We start from the raw sequence: 26,678 nt of genomic DNA on the forward strand, positions 1-26,678 counted from the left end.
CAATGAATCTCTCAAACAAAATTAGTAAAACTAAAATGGTTTTAACAGTTGGTACATTTCTTTTATTACAACATGGAGGCCCGGTAATAATATTAGCCAATATTGACGAAAAACAACAGGAACTAGTTGTAGAAGAAGGTGAAGGTCCAAACAAATGCAAAAAAGTGAGACAAGATTGCGATGAAGACTTCCTTACTGGTTTGTTAGATCTAGTTCTAGTGTGATGTATTTTTTACTGTTAGCACTGGGAATTACACTTTAAAGCGAGACACTTGAGTGTGAACAACAGAAATACATCCCAACAGAGAAACCAACAACTGCGCCCCCAGCACCCAGTCAAACTGCCAGTATTGTAGTTTGGCGATGTAGATATGCAGAGCAATGTCGAGGCTGAGGGCCAGTAGTATCAGGGGTTTGATGGCACTGAGTGGCCAGAGGGTTTGTTTTTCCCGTAGAGAAAAACGGGCAGTGAGCAGTACAAAGGCAATAAGGGCCGGTAAGCCGATAAGCAGGTGCATGTACAGCACTTTAACTTGTGGGTAAAAGATCCCTAACAGGGCTTCGGTATTGCTGCCATAGCTGGAGGACATGGCGATGATAATGTAGCCCCGCAGCAGATAGACGATGGCAAAATAGAAGATTTTGGGTGGTTTTAAATAACCGTCTTTGTCGTAATAATGCTCGGGATAGATCACTCGCTGCTTATTGCCTGCGTTCTTTTTGTCGGCCTTATCATTTGAGTGATTATCGCTCATGGAATTAACTGCGCTTTAATGGCCAAGCACATTGGCGGGATTGATTTTTGCTGCTTTTAATGCCGGATAAAGTGTGGCGCAAACACTCAACAGCAGTGCGATAACCATGGTGAGCATTACATCAGCGAAATGTAATTGTGATGGTAAAAAATCGATAAAATATACGTCACCAGATAAAATCGTAAAATCGAACAGGTTTTCAAAACCTCGGGCAATGGCCGTTAAGTTTTGCGCGATTAATACCCCGGCGATACTGCCAAACACCACACCAATTAAACCATTGATCATGCCCTGCCATACAAAGGTGGCCATGATCAGCGCATTACTTGCCCCCATGGTTTTAAGCATGGCGATTTCCGCCTGACGTTCGTTTACCGCCATTACCAGCGATGACACAATATTAAAACAAGCCACTGCGATTACCAGGGTTAACGCGATATACACCACAAAGCGCACCAGCTGAATGTCTTGGTACAAATGTCCTTGAGTACGGGTCCAGTCGCTCATGTAGGCGTGTTGGTTTAAGCGATAGCCCAGCTCTCGGGTTTTCTGACTGGCGATAAAAGGATCGTGATAATAAATCTGCAAGCCTTTGGCACCAGTGGTTACCTCCAGCGCTTCTGCGCCAGTGGCCAGATGCATAAAGCCAGTAAAGCTGTCCAGCTCGCCGCCTAAATGGATTTCCCCGAGCAGTGTCAGCCAAATTACGTCGGGTGAGGCTAACTTGGAGGTGCCCGTTTTGGGTAACAACACCTGCACCTGGTCGCCAATCTCAAGCGATAACTTCTCAATAATACTGCGCCCCAAGATAAGGCCCTTTTGATTTATCTGAAACTGTTGCCATTGAGCTTGGGGAATACGGCTAATAAGCGCCGATTGATTGGCAATTTGAGCATCAATGGCGGTTAATTCCACCGCTTTGTTGGCCCTGCCTTTTTGCATCAGGCCCGTGGCGTTAATATAGGGTTGTACCTGCTTAACCTCCGGCTCATTGCTAAAGGCGGTCATCATGGTTTGCCAGTCGTATAAACCGCTGGCATCCACTGCGAATAATTCCCCGTGAGGAATATAGGCCAGCAAGCTCTGCCGTAGCTCCCGCTCAAAGCCGTTCATTACCGACAGCATAATGATAAGCACGGCACAGCCCAGCCCTATTCCCAAAGTAGAAGAAGCTGAGATAAAGGAGGTAAAACCGCTTTGCTTTTTACTCCGCCTGAAACGCGCTGCCAGTTGCAATGCCAGAGACATTAAAGGCTCCTGACCGGGTTATTGTTTTTAATTACATTATCCTGACTGAGCTGGCCGTTTTTAAGGGACAAGGTACGATCCAGTTTAGCCGCCAAGCTGCGGTCGTGAGTCACCACTACAAAGCTTGTGGACAAAGATTCTTTTAGGGATACCAGCAACTTATAGATGCCCTCACCTGCCGCATCGTCCAGGTTGCCTGTAGGTTCATCCGCCAATACCAGTTGTGGTTCCATCACCAGGGCTCGTGCTATCGCCACCCGCTGACGTTCACCACCGGATAGCGCCGCCGGTTTGTGCTCAAGACGCTCTGCCAGCCCTACTTTATCCAGCAGTGCTTTGGCTTTTTGGTAAGCTTGTGCCTTGCTCATTCGAGCGATTAAACAAGGCATTGCAACGTTTTCCAGAGCTGTAAATTCAGGTAATAAATGGTGTTGTTGATAGACAAAGCCCAGGCGTTTATTACGAAATTGTGCCTGTTGCTTTTCACTGAAGTTAAAGATGTCCTGGTTATCGAAAATCACCTTGCCTTCGCTGGGCTTATCCAGTGCCCCAAGTATGTGTAATAAGGTACTTTTACCTGAGCCAGAGGCCCCCACTATTGCCACCTGCTCAGCGCGATTAATATTAAAACTCACATCGCGCAGCACCTGAACTTGTCGGTCACCGTCCTGGTAGGTTTTGGAAATGTTCTTGCATTGCAGTAGTGTGGCCATAAATTCTCTTTTTCTGTTCTGCTCGATTATGTATTGGGTTTTATTCGTAGCGTAAGGCGCTTGCCGGTTCGATTTTTAAGGCGCGCCAGGCTGGGATCAAAGCGGCTATCATGCACAGCGCTAATGACAAAGCGATTAACGAACTAATTTGCACCGGGTCCATCACAATGGGTAGCCTGCCTTCAGGCAGATAGTTCACCACAGGTAACTGTAGCCAATGAATGAGGTTATTAATTTGGCTGGCGATAATGAGCCCTGCTAATGCTCCGATCACTGTACCTTTAACGCCATTATAAATACCGTTCACTAAAAATATCTGCATCACTTCTCTGCGGGCCATACCTTGCGTGCGCAAAATAGCAATATCGCCTTGTTTTTCGTTCACTACCATTACCAGCGCCGAGACGATATTAAAGGCCGCTACAGCGACGATGAGTAACAACATGATCAACATCATGTTTTTTTCCATTTTAACCGCGTCAAACAAGGCCCCCTGACGCTCTCGCCAGTCTGTCCATTGTAAGTTATGTTGTGCCAGTACTTCCCTGACCTGTAAATAATCGAAGGCGTCATTTAAGAACAGTCGGGTGTCAGCAAAGCTCTCAACTTGTTGGCGTTGCAAGCGGGCAAGGTCAGAAAGGTTAACCAACGCGACTTTATCGTCTAATTCGGAGCCAATATCGAAAATACCGCTGACAGTGAATTTGCGCTGTGCCGGCATTTGTCCCAGCGGTGTGTAGATGGAGGTGCCGGCAATGATCACCCGGATTTGATCGCCTACCGCCAGATCCAATCGGATCGCTAATAAACGCCCAATCACGATTTGATATGCTTTAGGTTGCAGGCTCTCGAGGCTCCCCTGGGCCATGTGGCTTTGCATTTGTTGCCAGCCAGCGGGTACGTCGATATCGATACCCTGGATATAAACCGGTTTTAGCCCACCTTTGGCTTGCAGTACCCCTTCGGTTTCGCTAAAAGGTGCCGCGGTTTGCAGCCATGGCGTTAACGATTCAGTGGTTTCTGCGGGCAACTTCCCGGATACGATAAAATGCGGTGCCAGCCCTAAAATTCGCTGTTTCAGCTGCTGCTCAAAGCCATTCATGACTGAGCCGGTAATGATCAACGCCATTAATCCCAGCGCAATGCCCGCCACTGAAAAGCCATTGATAAAGGCAATAAACTGATTACTTTTACGACTGTTACTGTAGCGTAATCCAATGAATATTGAAGCGGGTAATGACATTGAGAAACCTAAAATTTCAGATGGGTGTGGAGTTTAACCTTGAGCCTGTGGTAACTCAATCGCTACCTTAAATCTGGCAATTTAGACCTTGCGCAAACTAGCACACGATAAACGTTGCATGGTAATACAAATTAAGGCTCTTTCGAGCCTTAATATTGTTTCAATTTACGTTACCGTTTTAAGCTTGGTACTATTTGGCTTTTTTCGGCGCTGCTTTTTTGGGCTCTTCTATTTCCCATTTGTTATCTTTAAACCAGGCTGTCCAACCCGTGGCTTTACCCTTTTCGTTTTCCGAAGAAACGTATTGCTGCTTGGTTTTACGACTAAAGCGCACCAGGGTCTTATTACCTTCATTATCCACAGCAGGTGCGTCAGCCAGGTAGCGTAACTTTTCTGGCAAACGGTCTTTAAAGCGTTGTAGCTCTTCCACCAATGGTGCACGCGTTTCACGGGATTTCGGAAAGTTATGGGCTGCCAGGAAAATCCCTGCTGCACCATCTCTAAGCACAAAGTGGGCATCAGATTTGGTACAGGGCAATTCCGGTAAATCCACTGGATCGGATTTGGGCGGTGCCACCTCGCCGTTTTTCAGTAGTTTGCGGGTATTGGTGCATTCTTCGTTGGTACACTTAAAGTATTTACCAAAACGCCCTGTTTTCAGCTCCATCGGGGCTTCACAGCGATCACACTCAATCACCGGGCCATCGTAGCCTTTGATCTTAAAGTTGCCCTGCTCGATTTCGTAGCCCGGACAGGTGGGACTATTACCGCATATGTGCAGTTTGCGCTTTTCATCGATAACGTAGCTGTCCATAGACGTACTGCAAATATGGCAGCGATGGCGAGTTCTCAATACCTGAGCTTCTGCCTCGTCTTCTTTATCCAGATCCACCACTTCGTCGGCAGAAGTGAGGTTCATGGTATTAGTGCAGCGCTCTTTGGGAGGCAAGTTATACCCTGTACATCCCAGGAATTGTCCGGTGGACGAGGTACGGATCATCATAGTACGACCGCATTTCTCACAAGGAATATCGGTTTCTACCGACTTGTTACTGCTCATACCGCCTTCTTCAGCAGGTAGCTCCGCAGCCAACAATTTTTTGTAGAAGCCATCGTAAAACTGATCCAGAACCTGTTTCCAGTTCAATTTGCCGTCGGCAATCTCATCCAGGTGTCGTTCCATGTTGGCGGTAAAATCGTAGCTCATCAGATCATTGAACTTTTCCAACAATCGGTCGCTGACGATTTCCCCCATTTTTTCGGCGTAGAAGCGACGCTGCTCAAGGCGCACGTAACCTCTGTCCTGAATGGTGGAAATGATACTGGCGTAAGTGGAAGGTCGCCCAATACCGCGCTTTTCCAGCTCTTTTACCAAACTGGCTTCGCTGAATCGCGCTGGCGGCTTGGTAAAATGTTGCTTAGGCTCAAGCTGCATTAAATTCAGAATTTCGCCTTCTTTTACATCTGGCAAACTGTTGTCTTCTTCGCCTTTACGCTTGATTTGTTCCTGCACACGTGTCCAACCATCAAACTTCAACACCCGGCCTTTCGCCGTTAAATCGAAGTCACCGGCTTTTACCGTAATGGTAGTGGCGTCGTATTTAGCTGGCGTCATTTGACAGGCAACGAATTGCTTCCAGATGAGCTCATAAAGACGCTGTGCGTCTTTTTCCATGTCATTGAGGAAAGCCCCCAGCTTGTCGACGTTAGTTGGTCTGATTGCTTCGTGGGCTTCCTGAGCGCCTTCTTTACTACCGTAATAGTTAGGTTTTTCAGGTAAGTAGGCGTCGCCAAAGTTACTTTCGATGTAACCGCGAGCACTGCCCAAGGCTTCGGCACTCAAGTTGGTTGAGTCGGTTCTCATATAGGTGATGTGGCCCGCTTCGTAAAGACGCTGTGCCAACATCATGGTCTTTTTCACCCCATAGCCCAGCTTAGTGCTGGCTGCTTGCTGCAGAGTTGAGGTGATATAAGGTGCGCCTGGACGACTACTGGTGGGGCGAGACTCGCGGCTCACCACTTCGTATTGCGCTTTTTCCAATACAGCTAATGCGGCGTCAGTTTCTGCCTTATTTACCGGTTTAAAGGCTTTGCCTTGCTGCTTGGCAACCAACATCTTAAAAGGCGTGTTTGCGGCGTTGTTCACATCGGCATGCACATCCCAGTATTCTTCCGGGATAAAGGCTTTAATTTCTCGCTCTCGCTCTACCACCAAGCGCACGGCTACCGATTGTACCCGTCCTGCAGATAAACCTCTGGATACTTTTTTCCACAACAATGGCGACAGCATAAAACCAACAACACGGTCAAGGAAACGGCGGGCCTGCTGGGCATTTACGCGGGCTGTGTTGACTTCCCCCGGCTCTTTAAATGCTTCCTGAATGGCATTTTTAGTGATCTCGTTAAACACCACGCGATGAAAGGTTTTATTTTTATTGCCAATAATATTTTGCAGGTGCCAGGCGATGGCTTCCCCTTCTCTATCCAAATCCGTTGCGAGATAGATGTGGTCTGCATCTTTGGCGAGTTTTTTCAGCTCACTGACAACCTTCTCTTTGCCAGCCATTATCTCATAATGCGCTTCCCAATCATTTTGGGGATCCACGCCCATGCGATCTACCAGTTTTTGGTATTCATATTGCTGGAGGTATTTTTGCTTTTTCTCTTCGCTGTACTCTTTTAATTCTTTTGCTGGTTTTTTCGGGGCAACTTTGCCCAATGCTTTTGTAGGCAGATCTCTTACGTGCCCTACACTGGATTTAACAATAAAATCCTTTCCCAAATATTTATTTATGGTCTTCGCCTTGGCGGGCGACTCCACAATAACGAGCGACTTGGCCATATTATACGTTCTAACCTTTACCTGACTGGCGATTGCTCATCACCAGTGGAACATTATATTCATGCTGTTCTTAAAATTTCCTATTTTTAGGTATATCTGCAAAGTGCATAGAAAACAAGATTTTCTTCATAGATATCTTCGCTCACCGCTACAGCCCTTTAAAAATAAGGCATTCATGATTGGCACAATCATTAAAACACGTATAATGGCGACGCAAAGCAAGAACTCAAGACGTATTCTGCAACTCTTCAGAGGAAATACATGAAGCAATACGAAGTGAATTTTGATGGTCTGGTAGGACCCACTCATAACTATGGCGGTTTGTCGTTTGGCAACGTCGCTTCCTCAAACAACGCTCAGGCCGTTAGCAATCCAAAAGAAGCAGCAAAACAAGGATTGACTAAAATGAAGGCGCTGGCGGATATGGGCATGCAACAAGGTGTATTGGCCCCTCAGGAACGCCCAAATGTCCACGCACTGCGTCGAATTGGTTTTACTGGTGCCGATGCTGATGTTTTACAAAAAGCCGCTAAGCAAGCGCCACAAATCCTACAATCGGTATGTTCCGCTTCCAGTATGTGGACAGCAAACGCCGCAACAGTATCGCCGGGAGCAGATACTGCGGATGGCAAAGTACATTTTACGCCTGCCAACCTGACCAACAAGTTCCATCGCTCTTTAGAGCCTTTGGTTACCGGCCGAATTCTGAAAGGAACGTTTCAGGACAGCAAATACTTCCAGCATCATATGCATTTACCAGACAATGATCATTTTGGTGATGAAGGCGCAGCAAACCACACCCGCTTGTGTGCAGACTATGGTCGCTCAGGAGTTGAGTTATTTGTCTATGGTAAAGAAGCTTTTGACCAGAGTAAGCCTGCACCACAGAAGTATCCCGCTCGCCAAACTCTTGAGGCCTCTCAAGCCGTTGCTCGACTGCATGGATTGAGTGATGAAAATACGGTTTATCTGCAACAGAATCCCGACGTTATCGACGCTGGCGTATTTCACAATGATGTGATCTCTGTGGGTAACCAAAATGTCTTGTTCTATCACGAAAAAGCCTTTCTCGAAACAGAAGCCAAATTGGCAGAAATCCGGGAAAAATTCAACGGTGATGAGCTGCACTTTATCAAGGTCAATGAATCGGACGTGACGGTTCAGGAAGCGGTTAAAACCTATCTGTTTAATACGCAACTGTTAACCCTGCCCAGCGGTGAAATGGTGATTATTGCCCCTACCGAATGTCAGGAAAGCGATTCCGTTAATACTTATTTGCAGAAACTAGTGACGCTCAATACCCCCATCAAGCAGGTGAAGTTTTTTGATGTTAAACAAAGCATGCGCAACGGCGGCGGCCCGGCGTGTTTGCGCCTGAGAGTGGCACTGACAGAAGATGAACTGGCGGCAGTAAATCAACATACCCTGATCAACGATGAGGTGTTTACGCGGTTGAACAATTGGGTGGATAAGCACTACCGGGATCAACTCTCAGTGGCTGACCTCGCCGACCCACAATTACTCATTGAGTCGCGCACTGCCCTGGATGAGCTAACTCAAATTCTGAAAATTGGTTCGGTGTATACTTTCCAGCAAGGTTAGAAACGAACTGCATAAAAAAGGGAGCTATTTAGCTCCCTTTTTTCGTATTATTGGGTTTTATTTTTGAAACTGCATCGCGTCCACAATAGCGCGCGATACTTCACCTGCAGCACTTAAAGTTGACTCAGGCTCATCGGCATCAGTACCAGAGTGTTTGGTGCTAACAAACGGTGCGACTTCGGCAATATCACCAGAGGTAATGTTCAGATGTTTGGCGAACATTTCAATGGCAGTAATGGCTTCATCCGGTGAAATACCATCTGGCTCAGGTGTACCCGTAGCACTGACGTATTCCTCGCCGATGGCATCAATATCAAAGGTGAGGTAAATTTCGTCGATACCTTCTTTTTGGAAGTGCTCAATGGTTTCGCTGGCGATGGCTTCCATACCGCGGTTTTGCACATCGTAATTCCAGTATTGCTTCACACCGTACTTTTCTTCCCAGTGCTCTTTTGGCTTACCGCTAGAGCGGATACCGATCTGTACCACATGGTATGGACGCTCCAGATCGTTCAATATGTGATAGGTCCAGGAGCCAAAACAAATATCAATACCCAAGCGTTGCTGCAACAAATCGGTGTGGGCGTCAAAGTGAATGATACCCACTTTTTTACCGCGTTTTTTCTGTTGCTCAATGTACGCTTTAGTCAGTGGATAGCTTATTGAATGATCGCCACCGATGGCAAAGAAGCGCGCGCCTTCGTTAAGCTCATAAGCCGAGCGCACCACCTCATAAGCGATAGATAATGGACTCACCGCCAGCTCAAAATGCTCATTGTCGTACAATGCAGAGCGACAACTTCTGACGGTGGCTGAATTTAGATATTTATCCATTAACAAATGAGGGATAACGCGAATATCGCCAATATCGTAGGCAATACTGCCCTCAGTAAATCGATCGTAGAGTGCCTGACGCACAAATAATGGCCCCCAATTTGCGCCCCGAAGGATACCACCGCCCGTGTCGTGACAAATACCAAAAACCAAAGGTTTATCGACTTTGTAGTAACAAAATTCCTGCAGTTTTTTACGCCAGGCTTTTTCGGCTTCCTCACCGGTTACGCCGTATAAGCGGTTGTGCAGCACCTCCTTTTTTTCTTTGGCCGTTTGCACGGTAAAAACACCGTTGCCGGGCGCGCACAAATAATGGTTAAGTTTTTCTTCGGGGGTCAGAGACATTTGATACAGACCTTATTTTTCACTCATTTGTAGGGAGCTACATTATAGCATTAACGGGCTGTTTGGGGGAGTTTCAGACACCACATCCTGGCAGAAAAAAGGGCGGTAAATAACCGCCCATTTTAACTGCATAAGTATCTACACAAATTGTCCGTCAAAGCGTATTTTCGCAAGAGTCGCCGGAACCAAAAGGGTTTGAATTGGGTGGCGAAGACTCTACGGCCGCGTCAACAGCAGAAACACCCAAGGTATAAAACTGGCTAGTGCGATTTTCCGAGCCCGCTACTGGTGTGCTGGCCACAACATTAACCGTAGCCCAGGCACCAAAGGATTTCGGATAACGCAATGCAACCAATGCCTGACCATTTTCATCTGTGGTGACATCCCCTTGAATGGCTACAATATTACCTGGTGTCAGGTTTCCATCGCCATTGAGATCCTCACCTTCATCCAGAATAGCGTCATCATCTATGTCTTCATTTGCACAGGAGGCTGTGTATATCGCTATCCAATACTCGAAGGCGTCAGCACTGGGAAACGCCTCCCAATAACCTTTGTAGAATGCCGGACGACGAACCTGGTAATTAGCATCCCCAGGCTCTGCATTCGGATCCAGTAATTCTGTGTATTTAACTGGTGTACCCGAAACCGTTAATTCTACGTTAGGCACAGGATTAGAATTAGCGTCGGTGACGAAAATAGAAAACTGCTTTTCGTAACTATCCGTGGTGGGCGATGAAATCTCGTTTCCGGTACCCAAGGAAATAAACAAAGCTCGGTCTGCAACTGTTATGTTCGCCTCCGCTGCGAGCCCTGAGGTTTCTTCAGTTGCCGTGATGACAATGGCATCTTCAGAAGTCACCGTATTAGACGTAAATACCGTCGACGCAATGCCATTACTATCAGTAACCGCTGCAGGTGGAAATAAGCTGCCACCACTGACATCATCGGCAGTAAACCCTACTGTTACGCCTTTCACTAAGTTGCCAATGGGGTCTCTCAATACCGCGGTAATAGTACTTTTCTGCCCCCCGGACCAATTGAATTGGGGCTGGCTGAGACAATAATAGAAGCGACTTCTGTAGCCACAAACTCCACTTCTATGCGAGCAGACACTTCACCACCATCGCTGTCGGTACCTCTGGCACTGACTATCGCAGCCCCTGCTGTCGAAGAGCTGGCAGTTAAAGTCACCTGCCCATTCTCATCAGTGGTAGCAGAATTAGTACTCAGTGTGCCGCGGGTTGTGGTCAGGTTGACACTCCCTCCTTCATAGGGGAGCCCGTCTTTTAACCAGGTTACAGTGATGGTTTCGTCAGTGTTTAATGGCACATCTTCAACAGATTCTCGAGCAAAACTAAACTCGTCTTCCTGAACAATGATTTCTTGTGACGATGTGGCATTCAGCGCGGACGCAGAAATAACATCCACCCCGGATTGCACGGCGTTATAGGTTACCGTCAGTTGACCAGTTTCATCTGTAACAGGGGTTAGATTGTCCAGGCTTCCTTCTACCTGTGATGTTAAAGTGACTTGTTGATTGGCAATACCAATGCCATCTGAATCGGCCACTATAATACTGATATCCCCGGTATCACTGAGAATAACCGAAGTAGGCGCGTTAATGTTGATAACAGTACCGGTTACATTCACTGTTAAGGTCTCGGTTAAACCACCGGCCCTGGCAGTCAGATTAATCTCGCGGTTCTCGGGATTATTTCGTGAAGTTAAAGTTGCTCTCGCCGTACCATCAGCCCCTGTTGTGCCCTGTACAATACTTAATTCGCCGGAATTAGAAGAAAACGATACATCAATTCCCTCCATCAAAATATTGTCCTCATCTTTTACCAGAGCAATGAGCTCTACCTCATCGGAGCCACTGGATGCGAGTAATAACGAACTGGTGAAAAAGTCTAAAGTGGCAGGTTGTTCCTGAGTTACCTGTCCGTCTCCTGCCGAATTAAAGCCCACACTATCTGTCACAGAGCTATCGGAATTCAAAGTCGCGATAACGGAACCAGCGCCATCAACCTGCCCCACGCGCAATGTGATAGTTGCAATACCATCGTTACCAGTAAGCGCAGTCGCGCTTTCTGGGTCAAAAAACGCTAATTCGTTATTAGTGAGAGTGAAATTAATTAGCTGATCAGGTTGGATTTCTCCTAACCCATTAGTTACCGTAGCCTCAACCGTCAAAGGATTGTTTGATGCCAGGTTATTGTCAACTTCGGCATCGGCATTGAGAATTCGCAAGGAAATTGCCAGCGCTCCTGAAGAACCATCTCCCAGCGAGGTAAAGCCTATTTGTGCGGTTTCTCCACCGCCTAAGGTGGCAGTCACCTCTCCAGCACCAGCAAGTGTGCCGACTATCAGATTAATACTGGCAACCCCTTCGCTGTTAGTTAGCGCAGTACCACTTTCAGGGCTAAATGACGCCAAATTCGAATCGTTCAAACTAAAAGTAACTAACTGCCCTGAAACTGTGTTTCCATCACTATCGGTTACAGTGGCACTCACCGTAAGTGGTGTTGCGATGCTTAGTTCATCACTTGCACTACCTGTTGCAGCATCAGCGATGCTCATGGTGATAGATAGTGTCGTATCATCACCGCCATCATCATTATTGTCTGTATCGGTTCGGGACAGTCCTCCTCCTCCACCTCCGCAAGCAACAAGGGTTAATAATGAAAAAGCCAGAAAAACTTTTTGCCACCCGGAGATCCATTTATTGTTGTTATCAGTCTTCCGCACTCTGGTTCCTCGCTCATAAATTTTTATTCAGCTTCGCAAACAATCTTGTTAGGCTTGTTCCAAACAAAAAATAAAGCAAACTCTATGGAACAAACTAACAAAAAATTTAGCCTGACTGCCCGAGTTTTTATCGGCATGCTCGCCGGGATATTAACCGGGTTTTTCTTACAGTTACTATTTGATGATAGCGGAGATTTTCGTATTAGCCTACTTGGCGCGGAATTTTCAACGTATGGATTTTTAGTAGAAGGTATCTTCAATATTGTCGGGCAGATTTTTATCGCCAGTCTGAAGATGCTAGTGGTACCTTTGGTGCTGGTGTCACTCATTTGCGGTACCTGTAATTTAAGCGATCCTTCACAACTGGGGCGCTTAGGTGGTAAATCCATCGGCCTATATGTCATCACTACCGCTATCGCCATCACCATTGCGATTTCCATGGCGTTGGTTGTGTCCCCCGGCGAAGGGCTGGAACTCAGTACTGATGCCACCTACCAGGCTAAAGAAGCACCTTCACTAGCGCAGGTGATCATTAACATGTTCCCCACTAACCCAATCAATGCCATGGCGCAAGGCAACATGTTGCAAATTATCGTTTTCGCCCTGCTATTTGGCATTGCGATGGCGATGGCAGGAAAATCTGGTGAACGTTTGGCATCACTATTTAACGATTTGAATGACGTCATCATGAAGCTGGTTACTATCTTGATGAACCTGGCACCAATCGGTGTATTTGCTTTGATGGCTAAGTTATTTGCCACCATCGGTTTTGATACCATATTGGGTTTAATAAAGTACTTCATGCTGGTATTAGTGGTGCTAGCGATACATGCGTTTGTAGTTTACCCGGTGCTACTAAAAACTTTTACCGGATTAAATCCACTTAGCCTGCTTAAAAAGATGCGCGAAACTGCCTTGTTCGCCTTTTCCACCTCCAGTAGTAGCGCGACGTTACCGGTTACTCTCGAAACTGCCCGTAATAAACTCGGCGTACACAACTCTGTTGCTTCCTTTACTGTGCCGCTTGGCTCCACTATTAACATGGATGGCACCGCCATAATGCAAGGTGTAGCAACGGTGTTCATTGCCCAGGTTTATGGCGTCGATTTAGCCGTTAGCGATTACCTTATGGTGATACTAACTGCTACGCTTGCTTCGATCGGCACGGCAGGTGTTCCCGGAGTTGGCCTGATCATGCTAGCGATGGTATTGCAACAGGTGGGACTCCCTGTGGAAGGTATCGCTTTGATTATCGGTGTCGACAGATTATTAGATATGACCCGCACCGCGGTGAATGTTACGGGTGATTGCACCGTTGCTTGTATTGTGGCCAATTCCGAAAACAAGCTGCACAAAGAAGTCTTTGATGACCCGCAAGCAGACAGTGTTAATGAAGAAATCGACATGAAGTCTTTCCACCAAATTGGTAAAGACTGATTGTTAGAATGTCTCGTCCTAAAATACGTTGACGTTTTATGCAGGCCGGTAGATTTTATCTATCGGCCTTTTTCGTAATGCACCTGGTTAGGTGTTTTCATTCCCAAACTCAAGTGCGGCCTCATCTCATTGTAGATGTATATCGATTCATCCACGAGTTGCTTTAATTCCCGCCTATTCTTGCACTGATGCAACAAGAACTCCTGCTTTAGTATGCCATTGATTCTTTCTGCTAAGGCATTCTGATAGCAATCATAACCATCGGTCATAGATGGAGTAATGTTGTGATTTCTCAGGACAGCCTGATATTCCTCAGAGCAATATTGCACTCCTCGGTCTGAGTGATGAATCATTGGATGGTTATAGTACTTATGCTTGATACTCATATTGAGTGCCTTAACCACATCTGTTGCTTTCATTTCATCGCTGAGTTCATACCCCATTATCTTTCGGGAATATGCATCCGTTGTTAATGATAAATAGTGCGTACCCGCATCTGACTTCACGTAGGTAATATCACTCACAAGCACATCCTCAGCCTGTTGAGGTTGATAGTCCTTCAGTAGATTCGGGTGCTTTTTCATCCAGTGACGGCTGTCGGTTGTTTTTGTGTAACTACGTTTGGGTTTAACCAACATGCCTTCTGCGCGTAAATAATCAAACAGTCCATCACGCCCCAACTTAATGCCAAGTTTATCAAGCTCTGGTTTCATCAGTTGGTAGAGCTTTCGAGTCCCAATCCGCGGCATGTACTGGCGCCAATACAGCACCATGTCCTTAACCGGCATTAACCTCTGCTGCTTATCGTTAAACCGCTTAACCCACTGATAAAGCCCTTGAGGTGTAAATCCGAATAGGCGACAACAACGAGCTAGCTTTCTTCGTTTTTCAACTTTTCCCGCCCAGAGAGCTTGTCGTAGTACTTTTTTCTGTAGTTACTCCCACACTCGTTATCAACACGGGTTACTACCTCTTCCAGAGCATCAATTTTGAGTTCAGCATCAGCTAATGCGCGTTCTAAACGCTTAATCTTTTGGGCGGGTGTTTCGTTGGATTGAGACATAAGTGAATGCATCAAAGGCTCAGACCAATCCAGCTTACCATGCTTTCGTAGCCAGACGAGAACTGTACTTCGGCCTTGAATGCCAAAGTGCTTTTGAGCTTGTTTGTAGGTGAAGTCGCCTTTTTCGACTTGCGCTACAACGGCCAATTTAAAGCCTAAGGTGTAATCACGTTGAGTTCGTTTAACGCGTTGTTTATCTGGGTTTCTCATAATAAGTCCTAAATGTGTAAACACATTTCAGGACGGGACAGAAACTGAATCAAAAAAGCCAGTCTGATGACTGGCTTTTTGGTATTTGAAACAGCGCTCTTAATGAAACGCAGAGTCCCGCCAACGGGCTAAATCTGCCAGGGTGTTTTTCACCGACATACTCGCCGCTTCCGCTAACTTATCGGCTAGTTTTTTCTTCGGTCTGAACTTCACGGCAAAAATTTCCAAGTCTTTGGCTTGCGACAATAAATAATCGTCTGAGGTCTGAATATCGTCTACCAGATTCAACTCATGGGCTTTTTTGCCAATCCAATGCTCGCCTGTCGCCACTGAATCAATATCCAGCTCAGGACGAAACTCCTGAATATGGGTTTTAAAGAAATGATGAATCTCTTCTAATTCGGCTTTAAACTTCTCACGAGCTTCATCGGTGTTTTCTCCAAATACCGTAAGCGTGCGTTTGAATTCACCGGCCGTGTGCTGTTCCCACTCAATATTATTGTTTTTAAGTACCTTATTAAAATTAGGCATTTGGGCGATAACCCCAATTGAGCCAATGTAGGCAAACGGCGCAGAAACAATTTTATCCGCCACACAAGCCATCATGTAACCACCGCTTGCCGCCACCTTATCCACGGCAACGGTAAGCTTTAGACCACGCTTTTTGATACGTGCTAATTGTGAAGCGGCAAGGCCATATCCATGCACCGCACCGCCGGGAGACTCCAGACGTAAAAGGACTTCATCTTCGTCTTTGGCTATGGTCAAAATAGCGGTAATTTCCTCACGCAAGCTATCGACTTCTTTGGCATCCATCGAGCCTTTAAAGTCCAAAACGAACAATTTCTTTTTATGGGCAGCGTCTTTATCGGCGTTTTTTGCCTCTTTTGCACGGGCTTTTTCTAGCTTTTTCTGCTCTTTTTCCCATGCTTTAAATTCTTCTTTACCAAACACCATTGCTTTGGCCTTGTATTCCAGGTCCTGCAATTTGTCGGAAATAGAGCTGATGTCCAGCTCCCCTTTTTCCTGCTTTTGTTTTGAAGCCAATGATACGACGCCACCAACGGCGAAGAGTATGGCTACCACTATGGTGACGGCCTTCAACAAAAACATGCCGTATTCACTTAAAAATTCCAATTAACTCTCCAGAAATTTTCTTCATTTCATGCTCATTATGGGGATAACAAGCCCGATTCCAATGTTAAGGTGAAAAATACAAAAAAGCCGGCGCTTGCCGGCTTTTCCACTAACAAAGCTTCATTAGCTTTTACTCTTATGGAACGCACTGTTAATACGGCGTTGTAAGAAATTTCGATGAATCTTAGTAGCCTTGTCACCACGACTGGTATTCAGTGCGTCTTCGATTTGCTCCAGCTCATACGTAGCCACCGCTTGGGCGAATGTAGGATAAGCACTTTTTGCCTCTAATCCAGACATATTAAGCAAACGGTTAACATAAGCCACTTGTAGATTTTGACGGAAGCTATTTACACTGCCTTTGCTATCATCTTCGAAGATGGCGTCGGTCAAATCAGCGAATACCACCTCAAGCGGATACTCATTGCCATATAACTCGGTGTCCACAATACGTTCTACCGTGTTTTTATGCATGATGTGTGAAAGCACAGCTTGTTGCGCTTTCAGTACCATTTCGTGAATACGCGGATCTTCGTTTTTACCAAAATTGTTAAAAGAGCGACGCTGTTTTTGCATCAAATCATACAATGGTTGCATGCCGTCAAACGCATCTGGTGCGAACAGGTTGTCGCGCAGTGACGACATTGCAGTTTTCTGAGTCACCGCCGGCGTTGGTGTAAATGGCTTGCTGGCACCATCTTGGCCCACCATTGCGCGATCGACATAAACACCACCGATGTAGCGAGAGGTAACATTAGCCTGTCGGCTAAGCTCAGTGAATACCGCATTAACCCCCACAACCAGGTCGTTGTAGGAATCACCGGGGTTCAAGGCTTTTTCAGTCATTTTTCCCCAGGTATCACGGATCAACGCGAAACGATCTTTGGCATATTCAACAGCATCACCCGACATATCAAAGATGTTTACACGCGGATCGATATGACGGCCTGGCGCACGCATATCATCTGCATCGTTACCGAATGCTAATGCTGGATCGGTAGAGCGGCTCAAAATTGCTTCGAGGCGTTTTTCTTCCTCTTCTGCATCAGCAAGGCCCACTGAGTAACCATATTCAATTACCCAGTCATCATAAGGACCGGGCTTATCGGTGTAAAAGTCACCTTGTGTTTTGCCCGGAGGCGCATAGTTTACTGACGGATAGTCCATGACAGAGCCTGCCAGAATACCTTTAGTGACGCTTTCATCGTGCACCACATCATTGCTGTGTAACTGGGTGGCGCGCATGTTGTGGTTTAATCCCAAGGTGTGCCCCACTTCATGTAAAATTAAGTAGTACATGGTTTGCTTCAACATCTTATCTTTTTCGATGTCGCCCATGCCATTCGCCATCGCCGTGGCTTGCGCAAATAAAAGGTTGCCATTCATGGCATGTCCCAATGAGCAGTGCAGATCTTCTTGCTCAAAATGACCCAACTCTGATTCTGAATAACCGTCGCTCAAAAAGTTTGCCTGAATCCAGCGCCCCTTCATGAAGGTGTATTCCAACATAATGTCTGCTGCAATGATTTCACCTGTGTAGGGATTGGCAATACTTGGGCCATAGCCACCAAATGGTGGTCTGGGTGAGCTGGTCCAACGCAATACGTTGTAGCGAATATCATCGGCGGTCCAATCCGCATCATCCGGCTGGATTTTTACTTCGATCGCATTACTGATCCCCGCTTTTTCAAAAGCTGTGTTCCATGCCAAAGTGGCATCGCGAATAGTGTCACGCCATTCAACTGGAGTGGTATTCTCAATCCACCAAGTGATGGGTTTAACCGGATCTGATACTTTTGCGCTTGGGTCTTTCTTTTCCAGGTGCCAGCGATTGATCACATCGCGGTAGTTTGCGGTGCGATCTGAGGTCATGTCATCAAATTGTTGCAAGAAGTAACCTACGCGCGGATCATCGCGACGCGGTTTGAAGTTGTTTTCGGGCAGTTCAACAAAGGAGTGTTGCAGTTGCACAGAAACGTAACGCGGATCAGCGAGTTCATTATTACCGAAGTTTTTGGGATTGCTATCTTCAAACACGTATTCAACAATCATGTCAGTGTTTGCAGGGAAGTTATTGATTTCCAGAATGCGCGATTTGCTATCCTGAAATTTACCTAATTTATAGCTTTTAGAATTTTTGTCTGCTGCTGGGTTTGGCCAAGGGGAAACTTTATGGATGTTTTCGTTGAGTACTAAATCACTGAGGCTAATGGCATACTTGCCATCTTCATTCATATCAATTTTAGTGGATAGCAACACCGCTTCACTGATATTGGCATCTGCGGCTTTACTGATGGCGTTTTCTGGATCGAAATAGTAACGAGGGTTTAAGGCGACTACATCGATGCGGTCGAAGTACTTGCGAAACTCAATCAGTTTACCATCGCGATAGCCACCTTTGAAATGCCCGGCATCCAGTGCACCATTCACAGTGTGAGCCATGTATAAAAACGGCTTGTTCAACATGTCATCTGTTACCACAACCAGACCAGAACCATCCTCGGAATCGCGGTAAACATCGAATAAACCGGGGAAAGCGGTTTTCTCTTCCAGCTTTTCCGCCATGGTTTTTTCTTTTTCTTCTTCACCGTCTTCACTTGACGCTTCTGTTTCAGCCTCTGCGGCCGTTTCCTGCATCATTAAAAGTGCTTGATTTTGCAAAGTGTCTTCGGCAGCTTCTACGTTAACTGCCATAGAAACGGCGGCAGCAAGCAACGTTAATCTGATGTTCCTCATATGTAACCCTGTCGTTTGATTATAATTATTAAGTTATGGACATTTTCGAGGCGATTCTTCAACATCGCTTGCCCAAAGCCTCACAGTTTATAACAAAAATAAGCCTTCAAGGCTTATCAGAAATAGTCTGTTACGTTTTATCTCAAGGAAAGATCTGAGATGAGTTCGAAAAGTATAAGAATGCTATATATACAGACAATTTACTGCGGTACTGTCCAGTCGATGATTGTGGCTGAATCAAGTTCGAGAGATTTCCACGTGGAATAGGGTAAAGACAATACCACTCGCCCCGATGTCACCAGGTTTTCGGTGGGCAATGGAGATTGTGACAAATAGCTAAGTAAATCATTAAACCCAGGATTGTGACCAAACAAAAACAACGTATCGACGCTCTCATCCACATTTTGCAACAACTCAATTAATTGCGCCTTGGAAGCCTCGATTAAACCCGGTTCCATTCGCAACACCTCGTAGTTCCAGCCCAGCTCCTGAAAATAGCACAAGGCGGTTGACCAGGCTCTTGTGGCTGGCGAACACAGTACTAGATCGGGTAACAATTCACAGCGTCTGGCCATCTCAGCAGCCTGCATCAAACCCCGTTTATTGAGAGGTCGATAAACATCTTTCAGCGGATATTTCCAGCTGGATTTAGCATGGCGGCAAAGGACTAATTGCTTCATGGCTTTATCAGGATAAAACTCTATCGTTAAAGAGATTACGCATAAACTGCATTATTAGTTTAGCAATTAAATCTGGTTGTTGGGTTAGTTTTAGCTGCGCTTTCATGCCCATGATTTGGGCCTGAATGATAGTAGCTAAGCCCTGTGCTTCAGCGTCAATTTCTGCCTCTCCTTTGCCTTGCTCTGCCAACACAAGTCGAGTTTGCTTTTCCAATTCGTCCCGAATATCCAATAACGCTGATTTAGCAAAAGACACCAGTTCAGGCTGCCGTGTTTCCAGTTCGTTAACGGTTTTGACCAAAAAACACAGCTCAGACGGTGCATCTTCATTACCGAAAATCGCTTGCTCTATGGTTTTCTGCAATCCTTGCCAGGCACTTTGCGCACTGGCCATGGTGGTTTGCATACGCAATAAAGATGCTTTGCGATAGTGATCTAGTGTTTTCAGATACAGTGTATCTTTATCCCCGAACGCACCGTAAATACTGCCCGGCCTCATGTCCATGGCATGCTGTAGTTGTCGCATCGTGGTCGCACCATAACCGTTTCCCCAAAACAGCACAGCTGCTTTATCGATGGCTTCATCAATATTTACCCGAGTCATAGCTTATTCCACATCAATTTGAACATTCGTTCAAATTTAACTTGAACAAGCGTTCAAATGCAATTAAATTATTTGTGAATCCACTCTAAATTCGGGAATTATTTATGTCAGATTTTACAATTCACACTGTTGAAAGCGCACCAGAGCATGCAAAAACAGCTTTGCAAGCTAGTCATAAGGCTTATGGTAGTATTCCAAATTTGCACGCCGTAATGGCAGAGTCACCTCAGTTACTTGAGGCTTATCGCAAGGTCCATGAACTATTTACCCAAAGCTCACTGAACAATGAAGAATTAACCGTGGTATGGCAAACCATAAACAAATTTCACGATTGCCACTATTGCTTACCAGCCCACAGTGCGGTGGCACAAATGATGGGAGTAGATGCGCAACTCAACGATGCGGTGAGAGATGGTACTTCACTGGGTAATGAGAAACTTGAAGTTTTACGCGCCACCACTCTGGCGATGGTTGAACAGCGTGGACATCTCACTCCTGAGCAAACTAAAGAGTTTTACCGTGTGGGTTATCAAAATAAGGATATGTTGGCAATTATTCTGGGTATTTCCCACAAGGTGATGAGTAATTTTACTAACCATGTGGCAAACACGCCCATAGACGATGGTTTTAAAAAGTTTATCTAAGTCTTTTACGGGGCCAAATGGCCCCGCCCTTGTTTTTCGCTCTACAGAAACTCGGCAAGGATCTTATTGAGGTTTAATTGCGCCTTAACACGACACAACAAAAGATAAATTCCCGCTATTTTGCGATGGATGAATATCGCGTCTGCTGGCGGTGTACCGAAATATTCTCTCAACCTGGCGTGTTTCATTGCTCTGTCTTTTAACTTTGGTAATACATCGCTCGCTGCAAAGTCGTAGTCACCATCGTATTGCATGGGTTCAAAAGCAATGGTTAAGGTGTTCTGCATTTCCTCAGTAAACTCAACGGGCACGTCAGATTGATAAAATCCCAATTCAGTCGCTAACCTGTAGACGGTATCAACATCTCCAGAGAGCACAGCTCTGGCGACATCGCGATAAAAATGGCTTAACGCTTCACTGATTTCTCGTGTCGCACCAAAATCCAGCAGCACTATCTTTTGAGAATCCCTTTGGTACCGATAATTGGCAAAGTTCGGATCGGTTTGCATTAGTCGGAATTCAAATAGTTCTCTGAAAAGCAGCTTCACTAGTTGAGCACAAAGTTGGTTTTTCTGTGCTTGTGGTAACTCGCTCAATACTTCGATGTCTTCGCCGGACTCATAGCTCATGGTGAGCATCGCCTCATTACATAATTCGGAATACAACGTTGGCACCACAAAACCTTTTTCATCCTTGAGTAAGCTAGCATAACGATTTAAAAATCGTGCTTCTATCTCATAATCTGCTTCTCTGATAAGCTGAATTTTGACCTCTAATAGCAACCTGGTTAAATCGATATTTTCTGGCACCAAGCCAGACATTCTTATCAGCGTGCCTACGTTATCAACATCGCTGTGTATTGACTTTGCTACTCCCGGATATTGAATTTTAACAGCTAACTTTTCGCCAGTAAGTGATTCGGCAAGATGCACTTGACCAATTGATGCGGCTGCAAATGGATTCAGATCAAACTGTGAAAACTGCATTTGCCAGTTGTTACCTAGCAGCTGGCTCATTGTTTGCACTAGCTGTTCTTCCGGTAACACACATGCATTGTCTCGTAATACTGCCAGCAATTGATTGAGCTCGGGTGGCAACAACTCTCCGGCATCCATGGACAACAGTTGTCCCATTTTCATAGCGGCCCCTCTGAGATGGGCCAATCGTTCAGCTAAATGATGGATGTTTTTAGAGGTGAGCAACAACTCCTTAATGTTGGGTATCTTGCCCTTGCTTAGGCTTTTTACGCTATCGACAGCGACATTACTGGCCACCTGAGTCAACAAACCGCCGAATTGAGTAAGGCGGGCCCCACGGCCTGATGGTAACGATTTCGCTTTTTTCATAATCTTATTTTTCACCCGAGATAGTAGCCACGCCGATTCTTCAATGTGGTCCTTTTGAGGAATTAATGGCGTTGCAACTGGTGCCCTTTAAAGCTAGGCTGCGCCACCTCAATATTGCGTAATAATATTGGCCACATTTTTAATCTATACTGAATGCCTGCAAATTAATTGGTGTCACCATGAAAGTAAAATTAGCGCTTTTACCACTCCTCGCTACCCTGTTTTCTTGCTCAGAAGTTGCTGAGCTGCCAGAACCGGCTATCAGACCCATTTCCTGGGTCGAGGCTACACCTTCCACTTTTAGACAAATACGTCGATTATCCGGTACGGTTCAACCTGTTGAAGCAACCAACTTAAGTTTCGAAGTCGGTGGAAAGATCCAAACGGTTGCCGTCGACCTTGGTGATAACATCGAACAAGGCCAGATTATCGCAAAACTGGATCAGCGCAGTTATAAACTGGCGTTGCAATCGGCACAAGCCAATATGCAACAAGCGGAAGCCGCGCTGAGTGAGGCCAGAAACGAATATAATCGCTACCAGGAGCTTATTAATAAAGGACTGGTATCAGCGTCGGGTTTCGACAATGTCAAAGCCGCTTATGAATCTGCGGTATCCGCTGTAGATATCGCACGCGCGCAACTGGATATCGCCAAAAAAGATCTGGCTGACACTGAACTTGAAGCCCCCTATAAAGGCACAGTGACAAAGCGCCTGGTAGAGCCATCAATGCAGATTGCTCCGGGACAGGCCGTATTTGAGATTGAAGGTACAGATGGCCTCGAAGTAAAAGTGATGGTGCCAGAGACCATTATTACCCGCTTGAACAAGGATATTGATCTGGGGGTCAGCTACCCTGCCTTCCCGGGACTTATCAGCACCGGAGTCATCACGGAACAGGGCTCCAGAGCCGAATCCGCGAATGCCTTTCCGGTTAATGTTTTCGTGTTAGATCCACCACCTGAACTCAGAGCAGGCATGACAGCCGAAGTTGATTTTGTATTCTCTGGTGTCGGTCGCTCAGGATACGATGGTGAAATATATCGCTTGCCAATAGCCGCTATCATGGCCGGTCAAGGACAGAGTTCTTATGTTTTTGTGTTTGATCCCGAGACTCAAACCGTTTCACGCAGAGAAGTTCAAACAGAAAACATCTTCGATAACCAAATCTTGGTTAGCACAGGCTTGTCTGAGGGCGAAATTATCGCTACGGCGGGTGTTAATTATTTGCAAGATGGTCAAAAAGTCAAACTGCTAGATAAACATATCCAGCAGTACAACTAAAACAAACAGACTTAAGGAATGACCATGAATTTAACAGAACTGGCGTTTAACTATCGAAAACCGGTTTTCCTGGTGTTGATTTTGTTGCTACTCAACGGCCTGTTTGCCTATTTCACTTTGCCAGCAAAAGAAGACCCCACCATCACCATCCGTACTGCCGTAGTTAGCACTCGATACGAGGGTATGTCTCCGGAGCGTGTTGAACAATTGATCACCCGCAAAATAGAAGAAGAAATACGCAAAATACCCGAAGTAGACAAGATCAGGTCGACTTCCTCAACCGGCCTTTCCACCATTCACGTTGAGGTATATGACCGTTACTTTGACCTGGACCTTATTTGGCAGGACCTGCGCAATAAGGTCCAGCAGGCACAAAGTAAACTGCCTTCCGGTACCCAAGCGTCTTTTGTCAACGATTCCTACGGTGATGTTGCCGTAGCGACTTTGGCTCTCACCGCTGACGGCTTTTCACCGGCAGAGATGGATGACATATCTACTCACATAAGAGATGTGCTGTATTCAGTACCAGGTACTGAAAAAGTCGATATCTCTGGCGCTCAAGATGAACGGATTTTCCTGGAAGCCTCTGGCGCCAAACTTTCACAACTGGGCATTTCTCCCTGGACACTCAACGCTGAGTTGGCAAAACAAAATATCATTATGCCTGGAGGTCAGATTGATACCGGCTCTAAGGCGTTTGTGGTGGAGCCTACCGGGAACTTTAACTCAATAGATGAAATTGGCGATACTCATATTTCAATTCCGGGCCTGGAAGAGACCATTGCCTTAAAAGATATAGTTGAAATAAAGCGAGATTATCGCGATCCGGTTTATCAACCCGCTTATTTCAACGGTAAACCCGCCATCATGATTGCCGTAAATATGGCTGAGAACTACAACATTCTGGAGTATGCACCGCGCCTTAAAGCCAAAATCGACGAAATAATGACAACATTGCCCATCGGTTACAACATCGACATTGCCACATGGCAAGCCGAGCAAGTTGACGAAACCGTCTCCTCTGTCTCGGTAAGTGTTATGCAGACACTGGTAATTGTTTTGCTGGTGGTGATTTTGTTCTTGGGTAAACGCACCGGCTTAATTGTAGGCTCTATTATTCCGTTTGTGATGCTGGTGACATTAGCCATCATGCATTTCAGCGGCATGATTTTAGAAAGAATGAGCCTGGCAACACTGATCATTGCGTTAGGGCTTTTAGTGGACAATGGCATTGTAGTGGCTGAAGATTTTAAACGCAGACTGGAACAAGGTGAAACTCGCAAAGATGCCATGTTTCAAGGGGGTAAAGAGTTAGCAATGCCACTGCTGAGTTCCTCTCTTACTACTATTTTGTTTTTTATACCTTTGATGCTGGCAGAGCATGCCGCTGGTGAATATACCCGCTCCATCTCATTAGTGATATTAATAACCCTTTTAAGCAGCTGGTTACTGGCGTTATGCGTAACCCCTACTCTGTGCTACTACTTTATTAAGGTGGACAGTAATAGCGATGATTCCGCCAAAAGCGGGATACAATCAGACAACTCAATGCTGAAAAGAGTCCAACAGTATTATGAGGGCATGCTCACCTGGATGCTCAACCATCGCTTGTTATTTAGTGGCATTATGATGGGGATTTTCATCCTGAGCATTCTGGGCTTCAACCTGGTTTCACAACAATTTTTCCCCGACTCAGATCGCAATCAATTAACCGTAACTGTTGAAATGGCCAACGGCACTTCATCCCGTACTACCAACAAACAAATGCAGGCAATTTTTGCCTGGCTGAATGACACTGAGCAATTTCCTGAAATTGACAGGTTTAGCGGATATGTAGGATATGGTGGTCCGCGTTTTGTGCTTTCCTTAAATCCGATTGATCCGGCGGACAACAAAGGGTTTATCGTTATCAACCTCAAAGACGCAGAACAAGTCTCAGACATGCAACAGCGTTTACACAGAGGCTTTATCGAACAATTCCCGGATGTATTTGCCCGTGTTGACAAAATGTTTCTTGGGCCCTCTGACTCCAATACCATTAAAATCCAGGTAAAGGGACCGGACAAGGATATTATTTACGGTAAAGCACAAGAGGTAATGACACTGTTGAGAGGGATCCCCAACACAGTCGATGTGCGCCAAGATTGGGAAAACCTGATTGTCAAAGTACAAGTGCAAGTTGATCAGCACAGAGCCCGTCGCGCCGGAATTACCTCAGAAGATATTGCCAATGAGTTACAAGGTTACTTTTCGGGTGCAATGGTTACGGAATATCGCGAAGATGACGATATTATTCCGGTGGTTTTCCGGGCCAAAGAAAGCGAGCGTTTTAATCTCGATAGATTGCGCACGGTATCCATATACTCCAGCAAACTAAATCAAGCCGTACCTTTGTTCCAGGTTGCTGACTTTGGTCCTGTGTATCAGTTTGCCCAAATTCAACGTGAGAACTTGTTTAGAACGGTTAGCGTTCAAGCTCGCAACCTGACCATGTCGGCAGAAGATTTAAAATCCGTCATCGATGCTGACATCCGGGCGCTGGCGAGCGACCTGCCCCTCAATCACAGTATTGAATACGATGGCGTTATTGTGGAATCAGCGGGTGCGGCGGAAGCACTAAGCGCTAATATGCCAATGGCAATTGGGGTGATCATTATTCTACTGGTATTGCAATTTAATTCCTTCAGACGCGCCGGGATTATTTTGTTAACCATACCACTTTCGATTATTGGTACCGTTATTGGGTTGCTGTTAATGAATGCCCCTAGTGGTTTCATGGTGACACTCGGGATATATAGCTTGGCAGGCATTATTATCAATAACGCCATCGTATTGATTGACCGAATAGACATTGAGCGCAACAGTGGAAAAGATGCCTACGATGCCATCGTAGATGCCTGTATAACTCGCCTGAGGCCCATTACTATGACTACTATCACAACGATAATGGGACTGTTACCGCTGATTGTTTTCAAGGATCCGCTGTTCTACGGCATGGCTGTCGTAATCGCATTTGGCCTGGGCGTGGGCACATTGCTAACCTTGGGTGTGGTACCAGTGTTATACGCCGCGTTTTACCGGGTTAAACAGGATTAATGTTATACCAATTCCAATAAACTAAGCAGGAGTCGCTGACTCCTGCTTGATACCAACTCCAATAAACATTTACCCAGCTCAGTGGGAGATGAAAAGCATTTATTCGCTA

General features: G+C 45.9%; 20 protein-coding genes. 6 read left to right on the plus strand and 14 right to left on the minus strand.

Going from position 1 to position 26,678, the window contains the following annotated elements; all coding sequences use genetic code 11:
• The first annotated feature begins 2 nt into the window (after positions 1-2).
• Positions 3-224, plus strand: coding sequence for a hypothetical protein (locus tag AABA75_RS11375; RefSeq protein ID WP_338292725.1), 222 nt, complete (start codon positions 3-5; stop codon positions 222-224).
• A 27-nt stretch (positions 225-251) separates the two neighbouring features.
• On the opposite strand, the gene AABA75_RS11380 is transcribed toward AABA75_RS11375, so the two are convergent.
• From AABA75_RS11380 to topA, 5 genes are all read right to left on the minus strand, one after another.
• On the minus strand, positions 252-755 hold the full coding sequence (locus AABA75_RS11380; RefSeq protein WP_338292726.1) for a DUF2919 family protein: 504 nt from the start codon (positions 753-755) through the stop codon (positions 252-254).
• A gap of 15 nt (positions 756-770) precedes the next feature.
• Positions 771-2,003 carry a lipoprotein-releasing ABC transporter permease subunit gene (locus AABA75_RS11385; RefSeq protein WP_338292727.1) on the minus strand — a complete coding sequence of 411 codons (1,233 nt, stop codon included), beginning with the start codon at positions 2,001-2,003 and terminating at the stop codon, positions 771-773.
• Positions 2,003-2,716 (minus strand): lipoprotein-releasing ABC transporter ATP-binding protein LolD, encoded by a 714-nt coding sequence (gene lolD / locus AABA75_RS11390; protein ID WP_338292728.1) that lies wholly within the window; start codon positions 2,714-2,716, stop codon positions 2,003-2,005. The genes AABA75_RS11385 and lolD overlap by 1 nt, the downstream gene beginning before the upstream one ends.
• Before the next feature lie 40 nt (positions 2,717-2,756).
• Complete coding sequence (locus AABA75_RS11395) at positions 2,757-3,959, minus strand: lipoprotein-releasing ABC transporter permease subunit (protein WP_338292729.1); 1,203 nt, start codon at positions 3,957-3,959, stop codon at positions 2,757-2,759.
• A 190-nt stretch (positions 3,960-4,149) separates the two neighbouring features.
• A complete protein-coding gene (gene topA / locus AABA75_RS11400) occupies positions 4,150-6,801 on the minus strand; it encodes a type I DNA topoisomerase (protein ID WP_338292730.1) in 2,652 nt (883 codons plus the stop codon).
• Positions 6,802-7,062: 261 nt separating this feature from the next.
• Here topA and astB point away from each other — a divergent pair, with 261 nt between their 5' ends.
• On the plus strand, positions 7,063-8,403 hold the full coding sequence (gene astB / locus AABA75_RS11405; RefSeq protein WP_338292731.1) for an N-succinylarginine dihydrolase: 1,341 nt from the start codon (positions 7,063-7,065) through the stop codon (positions 8,401-8,403).
• A 57-nt stretch (positions 8,404-8,460) separates the two neighbouring features.
• Here the strand turns inward: astB and AABA75_RS11410 are convergent, their stop codons facing one another.
• The 3 genes from AABA75_RS11410 to AABA75_RS11420 all read right to left on the minus strand — a co-directional run bounded on the left by AABA75_RS11410 (position 8,461) and on the right by AABA75_RS11420 (position 12,333).
• Positions 8,461-9,582, minus strand: coding sequence for an arginase family protein (locus AABA75_RS11410; RefSeq protein ID WP_338292732.1), 1,122 nt, complete (start codon positions 9,580-9,582; stop codon positions 8,461-8,463).
• Positions 9,583-9,736: 154 nt separating this feature from the next.
• Positions 9,737-10,561, minus strand: a complete 825-nt coding sequence (locus AABA75_RS11415; RefSeq protein ID WP_338292733.1) for a hypothetical protein — start codon at positions 10,559-10,561, stop codon at positions 9,737-9,739.
• 20 nt (positions 10,562-10,581) lie between these two features.
• Positions 10,582-12,333, minus strand: coding sequence for an Ig-like domain-containing protein (locus tag AABA75_RS11420; RefSeq protein ID WP_338292734.1), 1,752 nt, complete (start codon positions 12,331-12,333; stop codon positions 10,582-10,584).
• An 84-nt stretch (positions 12,334-12,417) separates the two neighbouring features.
• Here AABA75_RS11420 and AABA75_RS11425 point away from each other — a divergent pair, with 84 nt between their 5' ends.
• Entirely contained in the window at positions 12,418-13,770 is a 1,353-nt protein-coding gene (locus AABA75_RS11425; RefSeq protein ID WP_338292735.1) for a dicarboxylate/amino acid:cation symporter, read from the plus strand.
• Between the two features lie 59 nt (positions 13,771-13,829).
• Here AABA75_RS11425 and AABA75_RS11430 read toward each other — a convergent pair.
• The 5 genes from AABA75_RS11430 to AABA75_RS11450 all read right to left on the minus strand — a co-directional run bounded on the left by AABA75_RS11430 (position 13,830) and on the right by AABA75_RS11450 (position 20,200).
• Positions 13,830-15,043 (minus strand): IS3 family transposase gene (locus AABA75_RS11430; protein ID WP_338292361.1). Its coding sequence is split into 2 segments (ribosomal slippage): positions 13,830-14,707 and positions 14,707-15,043, totalling 1,215 coding nucleotides; the frame shifts between segments, so codons are not numbered across the junction.
• Between the two features lie 99 nt (positions 15,044-15,142).
• Positions 15,143-16,180 carry a protease SohB gene (gene sohB / locus AABA75_RS11435; protein WP_338292736.1) on the minus strand — a complete coding sequence of 346 codons (1,038 nt, stop codon included), beginning with the start codon at positions 16,178-16,180 and terminating at the stop codon, positions 15,143-15,145.
• Between the two features lie 123 nt (positions 16,181-16,303).
• Positions 16,304-18,820: a zinc-dependent metalloprotease gene (locus tag AABA75_RS11440; protein WP_425325600.1), complete on the minus strand. Its 2,517-nt coding sequence runs from the start codon at positions 18,818-18,820 to the stop codon at positions 16,304-16,306.
• Between the two features lie 296 nt (positions 18,821-19,116).
• On the minus strand, positions 19,117-19,596 hold the full coding sequence (locus tag AABA75_RS11445; RefSeq protein ID WP_338292737.1) for a SixA phosphatase family protein: 480 nt from the start codon (positions 19,594-19,596) through the stop codon (positions 19,117-19,119).
• Between the two features lie 7 nt (positions 19,597-19,603).
• Positions 19,604-20,200, minus strand: a complete 597-nt coding sequence (locus tag AABA75_RS11450; RefSeq protein ID WP_338292738.1) for a TetR/AcrR family transcriptional regulator — start codon at positions 20,198-20,200, stop codon at positions 19,604-19,606.
• Positions 20,201-20,304: 104 nt separating this feature from the next.
• Between AABA75_RS11450 and AABA75_RS11455 the strand changes: the two genes are divergently transcribed.
• Positions 20,305-20,844: a carboxymuconolactone decarboxylase family protein gene (locus tag AABA75_RS11455; RefSeq protein WP_338292739.1), complete on the plus strand. Its 540-nt coding sequence runs from the start codon at positions 20,305-20,307 to the stop codon at positions 20,842-20,844.
• A gap of 41 nt (positions 20,845-20,885) precedes the next feature.
• Here the strand turns inward: AABA75_RS11455 and AABA75_RS11460 are convergent, their stop codons facing one another.
• Positions 20,886-22,190 (minus strand): ABC1 kinase family protein, encoded by a 1,305-nt coding sequence (locus tag AABA75_RS11460; RefSeq protein WP_338292740.1) that lies wholly within the window; start codon positions 22,188-22,190, stop codon positions 20,886-20,888.
• Positions 22,191-22,369: 179 nt separating this feature from the next.
• On the opposite strand from AABA75_RS11460, the gene AABA75_RS11465 reads away from it, so the two are divergent.
• On the plus strand, positions 22,370-23,473 hold the full coding sequence (locus AABA75_RS11465; protein WP_338292741.1) for an efflux RND transporter periplasmic adaptor subunit: 1,104 nt from the start codon (positions 22,370-22,372) through the stop codon (positions 23,471-23,473).
• A 24-nt stretch (positions 23,474-23,497) separates the two neighbouring features.
• Positions 23,498-26,569 (plus strand): efflux RND transporter permease subunit, encoded by a 3,072-nt coding sequence (locus AABA75_RS11470; RefSeq protein WP_338292742.1) that lies wholly within the window; start codon positions 23,498-23,500, stop codon positions 26,567-26,569.
• Positions 26,570-26,678 lie beyond the last annotated feature (109 nt).

Origin of the sequence: Planctobacterium marinum (genome assembly GCF_036322805.1) — a bacterium.
In the GTDB taxonomy this organism is placed as follows: domain Bacteria; phylum Pseudomonadota; class Gammaproteobacteria; order Enterobacterales; family Alteromonadaceae; genus Planctobacterium; species Planctobacterium marinum_A.

Bases quoted from the DNA above. Each gene is read 5' to 3' on its own strand.
- astB (WP_338292731.1), top strand. From the start codon at position 7,063: ATGAAGCAATACGAAGTGAATTTTGATGGTCTGGTAGGACCCACTCAT.
- AABA75_RS11460 (WP_338292740.1), bottom strand. From the start codon at position 22,190: ATGAAAAAAGCGAAATCGTTACCATCAGGCCGTGGGGCCCGCCTTACT.
- AABA75_RS11375 (WP_338292725.1), top strand. From the start codon at position 3: ATGAATCTCTCAAACAAAATTAGTAAAACTAAAATGGTTTTAACAGTT.
- AABA75_RS11380 (WP_338292726.1), bottom strand. From the start codon at position 755: ATGAGCGATAATCACTCAAATGATAAGGCCGACAAAAAGAACGCAGGC.
- topA (WP_338292730.1), bottom strand. From the start codon at position 6,801: ATGGCCAAGTCGCTCGTTATTGTGGAGTCGCCCGCCAAGGCGAAGACC.
- AABA75_RS11425 (WP_338292735.1), top strand. From the start codon at position 12,418: ATGGAACAAACTAACAAAAAATTTAGCCTGACTGCCCGAGTTTTTATC.
- AABA75_RS11410 (WP_338292732.1), bottom strand. From the start codon at position 9,582: ATGTCTCTGACCCCCGAAGAAAAACTTAACCATTATTTGTGCGCGCCC.
- lolD (WP_338292728.1), bottom strand. From the start codon at position 2,716: ATGGCCACACTACTGCAATGCAAGAACATTTCCAAAACCTACCAGGAC.
- AABA75_RS11445 (WP_338292737.1), bottom strand. From the start codon at position 19,596: ATGAAGCAATTAGTCCTTTGCCGCCATGCTAAATCCAGCTGGAAATAT.
- AABA75_RS11440 (WP_425325600.1), bottom strand. From the start codon at position 18,820: ATGATGCAGGAAACGGCCGCAGAGGCTGAAACAGAAGCGTCAAGTGAA.
- AABA75_RS11450 (WP_338292738.1), bottom strand. From the start codon at position 20,200: ATGACTCGGGTAAATATTGATGAAGCCATCGATAAAGCAGCTGTGCTG.
- AABA75_RS11395 (WP_338292729.1), bottom strand. From the start codon at position 3,959: ATGTCATTACCCGCTTCAATATTCATTGGATTACGCTACAGTAACAGT.
- AABA75_RS11465 (WP_338292741.1), top strand. From the start codon at position 22,370: ATGAAAGTAAAATTAGCGCTTTTACCACTCCTCGCTACCCTGTTTTCT.
- AABA75_RS11470 (WP_338292742.1), top strand. From the start codon at position 23,498: ATGAATTTAACAGAACTGGCGTTTAACTATCGAAAACCGGTTTTCCTG.
- AABA75_RS11455 (WP_338292739.1), top strand. From the start codon at position 20,305: ATGTCAGATTTTACAATTCACACTGTTGAAAGCGCACCAGAGCATGCA.
- AABA75_RS11385 (WP_338292727.1), bottom strand. From the start codon at position 2,003: ATGTCTCTGGCATTGCAACTGGCAGCGCGTTTCAGGCGGAGTAAAAAG.